Source organism: Dorea sp. AM10-31 (assembly GCF_003435815.1).
Classification (GTDB): domain Bacteria; phylum Bacillota; class Clostridia; order Lachnospirales; family Lachnospiraceae; genus Dorea_D; species Dorea_D hominis.
Map to the genome: position 1 here is coordinate 54,019 of NZ_QTUV01000012.1, position 8,611 is coordinate 62,629.

At 38.0% G+C, this 8,611-nt stretch carries 11 protein-coding genes; 2 read left to right on the forward strand and 9 right to left on the reverse strand.

Annotation, left to right across the window (positions count from 1 at the left end):
* Positions 1 to 419: 419 nt before the first annotated feature.
* The 9 genes from DW125_RS13365 to DW125_RS13410 all read right to left on the reverse strand — a co-directional run bounded on the left by DW125_RS13365 (position 420) and on the right by DW125_RS13410 (position 6,305).
* Positions 420 to 1,070 (reverse strand): AP2 domain-containing protein, encoded by a 651-nt coding sequence (locus tag DW125_RS13365; RefSeq protein ID WP_117538453.1) that lies wholly within the window; start codon positions 1,068 to 1,070, stop codon positions 420 to 422.
* Between the two features lie 12 nt (positions 1,071 to 1,082).
* Positions 1,083 to 1,367: a hypothetical protein gene (locus DW125_RS13370; RefSeq protein ID WP_117538454.1), complete on the reverse strand. Its 285-nt coding sequence runs from the start codon at positions 1,365 to 1,367 to the stop codon at positions 1,083 to 1,085.
* A gap of 19 nt (positions 1,368 to 1,386) precedes the next feature.
* Positions 1,387 to 1,749, reverse strand: a complete 363-nt coding sequence (locus DW125_RS13375) for a hypothetical protein (RefSeq protein ID WP_117538455.1) — start codon at positions 1,747 to 1,749, stop codon at positions 1,387 to 1,389.
* 109 nt (positions 1,750 to 1,858) lie between these two features.
* Positions 1,859 to 2,068, reverse strand: coding sequence for a PF20097 family protein (locus DW125_RS13380; protein WP_117538456.1), 210 nt, complete (start codon positions 2,066 to 2,068; stop codon positions 1,859 to 1,861).
* 111 nt (positions 2,069 to 2,179) lie between these two features.
* The gene (locus DW125_RS14130) at positions 2,180 to 2,320 is read right to left on the reverse strand and encodes a hypothetical protein (protein ID WP_186856205.1); all 141 of its coding nucleotides are present in this window, start codon (positions 2,318 to 2,320) and stop codon (positions 2,180 to 2,182) included.
* 1,025 nt (positions 2,321 to 3,345) lie between these two features.
* Positions 3,346 to 3,561 carry a hypothetical protein gene (locus DW125_RS13390; RefSeq protein WP_117538458.1) on the reverse strand — a complete coding sequence of 72 codons (216 nt, stop codon included), beginning with the start codon at positions 3,559 to 3,561 and terminating at the stop codon, positions 3,346 to 3,348.
* A 207-nt stretch (positions 3,562 to 3,768) separates the two neighbouring features.
* Complete coding sequence (locus tag DW125_RS13400) at positions 3,769 to 4,962, reverse strand: tyrosine-type recombinase/integrase (RefSeq protein WP_055274453.1); 1,194 nt, start codon at positions 4,960 to 4,962, stop codon at positions 3,769 to 3,771.
* Positions 4,963 to 5,040: 78 nt separating this feature from the next.
* Positions 5,041 to 5,244: an excisionase gene (locus DW125_RS13405; protein WP_117538459.1), complete on the reverse strand. Its 204-nt coding sequence runs from the start codon at positions 5,242 to 5,244 to the stop codon at positions 5,041 to 5,043.
* Positions 5,244 to 6,305, reverse strand: coding sequence for a replication initiation factor domain-containing protein (locus tag DW125_RS13410; protein ID WP_182440430.1), 1,062 nt, complete (start codon positions 6,303 to 6,305; stop codon positions 5,244 to 5,246). Before DW125_RS13410 ends, DW125_RS13405 begins: the two co-directional genes overlap by 1 nt.
* 565 nt (positions 6,306 to 6,870) lie before the next feature.
* Here DW125_RS13410 and DW125_RS13415 point away from each other — a divergent pair.
* The gene (locus tag DW125_RS13415) at positions 6,871 to 7,473 is read left to right on the forward strand and encodes a helix-turn-helix domain-containing protein (RefSeq protein WP_442873177.1); all 603 of its coding nucleotides are present in this window, start codon (positions 6,871 to 6,873) and stop codon (positions 7,471 to 7,473) included.
* Positions 7,474 to 7,751: 278 nt separating this feature from the next.
* The gene (locus DW125_RS13420; RefSeq protein WP_025488761.1) at positions 7,752 to 8,294 is read left to right on the forward strand and encodes a DUF6560 family protein; all 543 of its coding nucleotides are present in this window, start codon (positions 7,752 to 7,754) and stop codon (positions 8,292 to 8,294) included.
* Positions 8,295 to 8,611: the final 317 nt, after the last annotated feature.

The window sequence follows — 8,611 nt, forward strand, 5'->3', positions numbered from 1 at the left end:
CGCAAACCCGTGTGGAGAACTTAGCACATAGATAGCGAAAGAGAATAGCCAACGAATTTACGCTGACGAAAAAAGGGGTTCCCCTGGGGGAACCGATCGGCAAAAGGGGACTCCCATTCTTCCTTTTTCTGGCGTGCTTTCAGCAGCATATTTTCCTCAGAATAATATGCTGCAACGCCAAGTGGTCTGGGAGCCGGGCAGACCAACACAGGATGTGGTGCCGGGAATGGGACACAAATAAATCAGCATTTTACACGATTGATCAACAATGCTATTCCATCATTACCATTCCGATTCTCACCAGCAGCCACATGGCTATTTGAAATATTCTATTTACATATTTTTAAATTGCAAAAGGAACGGCATTAAACCGTTCCTTTTGCATCTGTTACTACTTATGTTTCTTTGTCTTTTAATTCTTATCTTGCCTCTTCTTGCTTTTTACCATATTTTTTTATTATCGGCCAGAACACTTCTTTTTCTGCTTCTTTCCTTGCTGCTGCGGCTTCTTCTTTCTTATCGTATCTTCCGAGGTAGTAGTTCTTCCCTTTAAATGTAATTTGCGCTTTCCACATGCCTCTCTGCTTATCCCAGGACACACCTTTAATCCCAGATGTATTATTTTTTGACATTCTTTGAGCAAGACTTTGTACACATGTGTTCTCTACTCTTATAAGTTTTTTCGTGTTCTCCTTCAGTGTTCTACCATTCTCTTGATTATGATGACCACATGTTCCTACATCTCTAGCGCGTGATATTAATCGTTCGCAATATCTTCCGCATTTCAAGCATTTGCATTTCCACACCATTCTGCCGGAAGTTTCTGCTCTCACAGGTTCTATAAACAACAAGTCTTTTACAACTTTACCTGTCATGTCTTTTTTCCGTTTACACCCGCAGGATTTTGTATGCCCGGAAGTTAATTTGTTTCTTACAATTTCTCTAATTGTCCCACATTCACATTTGCACGTGTAATATTTATTATGAGACGAATCTGTCTTATCAGACTCGCTTATTACAGTCCATGATCCGAATTTATCTCCAATATTAACTTCTTTGAGTTTTTTCATGGATTCACCCTCTTATTTACTGATTTCCCATATGTCTCCACCGGAGTTCCACTCTCCGTCTTCATCATATTCATTTTCCTCCACATAGTATTCTGTGACGTTGCACATTGTACCTGTTGCGGAGCTAAACTCATCTATTTCCGTATTGTATTTTTTCAGCTCTTCCAGAGCTTCTTCCTTGTTACGAAACTTTTTAATAAGCTCTGGACTTGCATTTGTATCATTAACTGCACATCCCACGGTCATATCTTCTTTTTTTATTTCAATGCTATTCTTTTTTAATTCATATAATTTCATAACATACCTCCGCCTATTTTTACAAATTAACATTGTCTGTTATTCTAGCTTCTTCTCCAATAAATTCAATACCTATCAGCCTATTACTAAGATAACTACCTTCAAACATATCTGTCATAGAATATTTATATCTCATAGCATCAAATCCACCGACAATAGTAGCTTTCATAACTCCGTAATATTTATTTCTGTAGGTAACTTCTACTTTCTGCATAGCAGAAAATATTATATCTACCGGATAATCTCCTTGAAGTTCAGAAATAACCTCTCTTTTAAGACCAGATAATAATTCTACATCAGAAATGCTAATGATTTCTTCCGTATATTTATTATCTTTTATCCACTGTATTGTACTTTCAATTGCTTTATTTTTTTTATGCATTTTACGCCCTTCAATATTTTCTTTTTTATTAATGAATCAATTGTATTTATATATATTTCACTATATATTATTGTGTGAATAAAAACAATACATCTCCGATCATTTATAGTTATATATCCATAATAATCTTCCGGCACTCCTTACAACAACCTGCTTTTGCCATATGTCCAGAACCCATACCCGTGTTATCACTGATACACATACCATTCTTTCGTGGTGGTATTCCGACAACTTTTCTTATATTCTCACTCCAGTAAATATGTCCGCTACTTTGTATGTATCCTGCTATCATTTCCTTGTCACAATATGGACATTTCATAATTCATTCTGCCCCTTTCATCCATTGTAAAATATCTTCCTTTTTGTTATAATCTTTTTATCGGAGGGCGGTGGCAAGCCCACCCTCTCTGGTTTCTCTAAGCCAAAAGGCTTATTTATCAGCTATTTCCAGTTCTGGAAATTTGATTCCCAAAATACCAGCTAAAGCTTTTAACGCCTCATATTCCGATGAACCTTTTTCTGCTTCCCGGTTTAAAAACCGTTGCATTTCTTCTTTCGTCATTTCTTCCATGGCTACTCCTTTCTCCTCTTGCCCGGTTGATGTCTTTATAAGCACATCAATTGTGATACACTTATTATCTCATTTGCAAAGGCTTATCACAACCTATTGATTAACCTATAAATGAAACTTTTTTCATTTTTAATGTGCTTTTTAGATTCGACTCCGGCGGGGAGCGTTCTTTTTTTCTGTCAGCGTATTTTGGCATCCTTTTTCTCCTTTCTTTATCTATGTGCTTTTTGAGTTCTCCTCACGTCTGGGTTTGCGTGTATCATGCACGAACAGGTTTCAGCGCATACGCATGGTGGAGAACAACGTGGACCTTGCGTATGCGCTGGAATCTGTTATGATACAAATTCGCAAACCCGTGTGGAGAACTTAGCACATAGATAGCGAAAGAGAATAGCCAACAAAATTACGCTGACAAAAAAGGGGTTCCCCTGGGGGAACCGATTGGAAAAAGGGGAATCTCATCCTTCCTTTTTCTGGCGTGCTTTCAGCAGCATATTTTCCTCAGAATAATATGCCGCAACGCCAAGTGGTCTGGGAGCCGGGCAGACCAACGCAGGATGCGGTGCTGGGAATGGTACACAAATAAATCTGCATTTTACACAATCGATCAACAATGCTATTTCATCATTACCATTCCGATTCTCACCAGCAGCCATCTGACTATTTTTGACTGTTTCTTTTATGTATTTTTATAATGAAAAAGAACGGCATTAAACCGTTCCTTTTGCATCTGTTTGATTCAATTAAATTTCTTCTGTTGAGGGAATTACACTTTCTCATCCTCTTTTTCTTCTATTGCTTTTGCATCCTCTTTAACAGCTCTTTTGCAGAGCGAGTCCGGCCACTCGATCTGTGCGGAGGGCGGAAGGTAGAATACACGAAAAGCCAGCTATAATGCCGGCTTTCGCTATATATAGAACCCATAAAATTTGGCGCGATTTTTTCATTTTTTCTAACTGCTCCGGTATAAGATTAGCCAATTTCATACTCTTCCAAGAAACATTAAATTACTACTTTATGTAATTTTACATTTCAGGATCTGTATCTTCAAATTCCTCCGGATACAGATCTTTTAAGATTTCATATAATCCTTCATAAATCCGTTGTTTCATTTCCGGTGGAACGTCCGGAACATCTTTACTTTCTTCTACTTCAGGTTCTTCATCCAGACAGGTATCTGCTAATAACTTTTCTTCCGGTTCTGCAAGCTCAGCAACTATAGTTCTCTTCCAATGCTTCATATTTTATTTCCCTTTTACTTTGCATACAATATTTCATGTGAAATTATATATGTCTTTTTGACTATCTTTTTATATCTTCTTAAATGTCCGCAAAGCCTTATTTTATAGGCTCTACGGGCATTTTGCTTTTGTGGTGAACCTCGCATATCTAGGTCTATCTTCTTATATTTTCCCTGTCAATCGTGGTTAAAATCGTGGTAAATACTTCTATGCGATTAGACGCTGAACCTCTGATTTTGCGGTATCTATGGACGCATGAGCGTACCAGTTCATTGTGATACTGATGTTTGAATGTCCCATGATATACTGTAAATCTTTTGGGTTCATGTTCTTGTTTGCCAATCTTGTGCAGAATGTATGGCGTAGCGTATGCGGTGTGATATGTGGCAAGGGATTGTCCTTGTGGTGCTTGTTGTATTTCTTTACCATACGGATAAATAAGGCGTTGTAGTCAATCGCAACTTTGGGCTTGCCTTTATGATTGACAAACAGAAAATTGCTCCGTCCGTCTATCACAAATGGTTCTGCCTTTGGGCGTTTCTTCATAACCCGTTGAAATGCCTGTATCGTTTCTCTGCTTAATGGCACTTGCCTTATTCCGCTTTTTGTTTTAGGCGTTTCAATATAATAGCCCTGTTCCTTGCTCTTTAGTAACTGGTGGTCGATAATCACAACTTCATTCTTAAAATCAATATCGGCTACTGTCAGTCCGCACAGTTCCGAGATACGAAGTCCTGTCTTTAACAGTATCAGCACATCATCATAATGCTTGTGATACACATTGTCCGTCTTAATAAATGACAATAATGCTTGTTCCTGTTCCTCTGTCAATGCGACTTTCTCTTTGGTATCATTTTCTAGGACTTCATTTAACTTGAAATCAAAAGGGTTCTTCCTTACGCAATCGTCTTGTATAGCGATATAGAATGACGCTTTTAACGAGCGTTTATGGTTGTTAATGGTGTTATAGGAAAAGCCTTTTTCTTTCATGCGTAACGCCCATTCCTTAGCGTCAGAGGGTTTTATCGTATCAATGCTCCTAGCACCTAACTTATCCTCTTTTAATAACCGCATGAGTTGTTCCCGTTGTTTCTGTGTGCTTTTCTTCACATTTGCCCTCTGTGCGTTCTGTTTGGCGTAAAGTTGGCAAAGCGTCATTTTCTTGCCTGTGCTGTCGATACCGTCCTCAATATCCCGTCTTATCTGCTGTTCCAGTTCTCGAAGTGAGGGTTTTTCCCGTTTTCCCTTTGGTGTCGGGTCTGTGGGTGTCAATCTCCAAGCATACACATATTTTGTGTTTCCAAATGCGTCCACATATTTATATAAGTATTTTCCGTCTGTTCGTTGGCTCTCTCCAGTATGCAGGATACGACCTTTGTTATCCCGTCTTTTTTCTTTCATGGTGTCTGCTCCTTTCCTTGTTGGAAAGAGCCTTGATATGACTTGTGTTCATCATAACACATACAAGGCTCATTTGCATTAGATTGCGTCCAATTTGTCAATAACCTTTTCAAACTGTCGGCGTTTAATCTGTATGCGGTTGCCATTCATAATGAGCCAGCCAGCGTCCTTGTTTTCCTCTGCCAATCGTCTTAACTTGTTTTCTCCGATACGGAAATACTTTGACGCTTCTTCATTGGTAAGGGTGTATTTTTCCCATACGGGAATATCGTTGTTGTTCATCAGATACCCCCTTTCCCATGTTTCGTGTCATACTGGATATAGGGGATAAGGTCGGTGCGGTTTATCCTCTGTAAATGGGCGGTTAATTTACTGGAAAGGGAATTGCTGTATCTTGCCCTATCAAGCATAGTTCCTACTTTTTCCAGTCCACCTAATGCGTCATGTTCTTCTAAGAAATAAAAACTTTTGACAGCGGAAATCACGCCACCCTCTGTGAGCCATTGCTGTGTTTCCTCAAGGGAATTATGCTGTTTTGGTACTTGCAGTTCCAAGACTTCCACAGCCCCCAAAAAGCGTTCCCAAAATCGACACGTTTTCCATCTGCTTTTATTACTTTCGTTTCTGTTTGGTACGACAAAGCGTAGGTTGTTTGCCAGCAGTCCGAAAGCCAGTTCCCCAAGTTCCAGCGGTCTGTCTTTGAATGTCATGGCAAAAACATGAGCCTTATCATCACGCAGTTGCATTTCTGTCCGTTTCCAACTGCCAACTTCATCAAGTGTCTTATTATGTTTTGAACAGACTTCCTTATCCTTATCATAAAAGCGGTAGGACAATCCCGATTTTCCAGCACCGATATAAACGGTCTTTGCAGTGTCGAAATCATCAAACTTGCTTTCGTCAAAGTGGTAGCCCTCACTATTCGAGATAAATTCCTCTTTTTCACATTTCTTCTTTATCTGCTCTATGGTAAAGAATGGCTTTTCGTTCCTATCATCAATGGCAATATCAAGTCTTGTGAAATGGAAGTTATCCAGTCCGTATCTTCGCTCACAGCGTCGGAACATATCCCCAAAGGTATAATTCCTACTGTCGAGAATACGGAAAATATCATCACAACCTCTGCCAGTCATAACAAGATAACAGCCTAGCCCTTGTGGATTGTCCTCTGTCTTTCTTGCGTCCCCCGATACATAAATATCTCCAATCTGCCAGCGTGCCTGATAGGTCTTGAATTTAACGCTTGCCGGATAGACATTGAAAATGTCAGTCGGTAAACCTAAAATGTGCATGATAACATCTTCTGCGGTTGCAGTATCAAATACAATGCTGATGTAATCAATCTTAACGGATAAATTTTTGTGTGTAGTTATAGTGCATTACTCCTTTCGTACTTCCCGTTTTTTTGCGAGGTAAAAATCGTGTTTTTTCCTTTATTTATCACAGTTTCTAGGTACTATGACATGTATGCGCAGGGCGGTGTTACATATACGCCCTTTACGAACGCCGAAAGGCGTTCCCTTTCTTCCTGTGTCTGATCCGTTCTTAACGCTCACGAGCCTTGTAAGGCTCGTGGCTAAACGGAACAGCCCCAGTCAGAAACCCGATTTTCAGTCTGATAGTCCATGCCTATTCATGCTATCAAAGTGAAAATATCTATTCTATATGCTTACTCAAGCATGTGATTGACCCTAGCGTGCTTAATCACTCTTTCCAATACGATAATAACGCCATTAGAATTACTTGTCAAGAAGTTTTTGTTGACTTTTGGATATATATTAAGTATGATATGCTTATAAACACCAAGAAAAGAAACGAAAGGAGCGGTTATACTAAGTTATGGAGCATTATGAAAAGAAAATCAGTTTCTTAGGAGAGAACATACAAACCATAAGAAAACACAGGAAAATGAAACAACAGGAACTTGCGGACAAAATCGGTATCAATATGCAGAGCCTTTCCAAGATTGAACGTGGTGTGAATTATCCTACCTTTGATACGTTGGAGAAGATAATGGACGTGCTGGGTGTAACGCCCAATGAATTGTTATCAGGGGAATGGAAATATATCGACCACACCGAGCCATATATCATGGACGTTATCAAACGGGAACAGGATTTTAATGTTTCTTTAGATTATCTGTCTGAAAATGAATTTTTCAATGACGAAAGAGAATGTAGATTTTACATGGAATATAAACTCATACAGTATATTCATAACTACATTACCAATGAGGTTACGGAGTTGGAAGAACTTATGGAAATCAAGCAGTTGATACAGCGTCAGAAATTGGAACGCATAATGAAAGTGCATAAGGAAATGCGAGGTTTAGACCGATACAGAGAACAGCCTAAAGAATATAAATACCACGACCCTTATGATGATTGGATATTCCGTCAGCTTGCGGATATTGACAACAGAAATAATATTCCTAATACTTCTCCACAAGTAGACTTTAACGAGGGAGATTATGAAGATTATCTAAAGGCGAAATGGAACAGAGGTCTTTAATTTCCTCTTGCATGGAAGATACAGCAAACAAAAAGCCCAGTAAAGAGTGCAAAGCACCACCAATGGTGGCAAGGCTCTTGACAGGGCTTTTTCTTTTCTGTGGTAGGTAATCAAGAGGAAGAAAGAAAAAGTGTGTATGTTCAATGCAGAAAATATTCAAAGGGTATGCTGATTTTTATTGTGGCGGATATATGGAACTGTTATAATATGGTATGAAGAAAAGGACAAATTAGAGTTTATAGAACTAAGAAAAGTGGAAGTTGTGGAGGTGATACTATATGAAGTATATAGGTGGCATTATAACGGCATATATTGTCTTATTAGTCTTAGATATAATGCAAAGAAGAAATCATACGCGAACACAATCTTTAAAAAAATTTACGGTAAGGACAATAACCGATGTATCATTTATATGTGCAATAGGCGCTTTGTTTGTACTTGTTGCTTTTATCTGGTGTTTGTGGAGTGACCCTGAAACTTTTTGTTCTAAAGGGAGTTTGATGATAATTATTCCATTTTCTATTATTTGGTTTGGAGTTACTTTTTTGGGTATGATTGCACCAATAAAAGGTGTCTGGGATATTTGTGTAGATAATAATGATGTGACTGTAATTAAGGCATTTTTTTATAAAAGGCATTGGAAAGTATCGGACATATCCTATTGTAAAATGAAACGTGGTGGTATGAATGTGTATGTCAATGGAAGAAAGAAAAAAGCTTTTTTTGTTGACGGTATAACAGACCACTTTGATAACTTTATAAAGAGAATGGAAAAAGAGGGAAAAGAGATTATTCTTCCAGAAACAAAAGAAAAGAGATAGGTTTATGGATAAGCAAATTACAGTTTGACAACTTCATATCCATTATACAAAGCAGTTAGTTGTATGATTGACTGCTTTTCTCTTACCTAAATTTTAGATTGGAGTGATGAAATAATGTACTGTTAGAGCTGTTCAATAAGATTATCGGTGCATAAAATTTTATTGTAGTGCTAATATGTGAGTGATATAATATGGATATGAAGAAAACGACAAATTTAGAATTTGAAGTAACTAGGGAAGTAAATACTATGAAAAAATTATTATAACTTTTTTAACACCAGAAATTTATTCTACTATGTCAGAAGAAGAACAAAATT

Excerpts from the sequence above, each read along its gene's own strand:
- DW125_RS13380 (WP_117538456.1), bottom strand. The coding sequence starts at position 2,068 with ATGAAATGTCCATATTGTGACAAGGAAATGATAGCAGGATACATACAA.
- DW125_RS13405 (WP_117538459.1), bottom strand. The coding sequence starts at position 5,244 with ATGAACAACAACGATATTCCCGTATGGGAAAAATACACCCTTACCAAT.
- DW125_RS14130 (WP_186856205.1), bottom strand. The coding sequence starts at position 2,320 with ATGGAAGAAATGACGAAAGAAGAAATGCAACGGTTTTTAAACCGGGAA.
- DW125_RS13400 (WP_055274453.1), bottom strand. The coding sequence starts at position 4,962 with ATGAAAGAAAAAAGACGGGATAACAAAGGTCGTATCCTGCATACTGGA.
- DW125_RS13415 (WP_442873177.1), top strand. The coding sequence starts at position 6,871 with ATGAAACAACAGGAACTTGCGGACAAAATCGGTATCAATATGCAGAGC.
- DW125_RS13390 (WP_117538458.1), bottom strand. The coding sequence starts at position 3,561 with ATGAAGCATTGGAAGAGAACTATAGTTGCTGAGCTTGCAGAACCGGAA.
- DW125_RS13365 (WP_117538453.1), bottom strand. The coding sequence starts at position 1,070 with ATGAAAAAACTCAAAGAAGTTAATATTGGAGATAAATTCGGATCATGG.
- DW125_RS13375 (WP_117538455.1), bottom strand. The coding sequence starts at position 1,749 with ATGCATAAAAAAAATAAAGCAATTGAAAGTACAATACAGTGGATAAAA.
- DW125_RS13420 (WP_025488761.1), top strand. The coding sequence starts at position 7,752 with ATGAAGTATATAGGTGGCATTATAACGGCATATATTGTCTTATTAGTC.
- DW125_RS13370 (WP_117538454.1), bottom strand. The coding sequence starts at position 1,367 with ATGAAATTATATGAATTAAAAAAGAATAGCATTGAAATAAAAAAAGAA.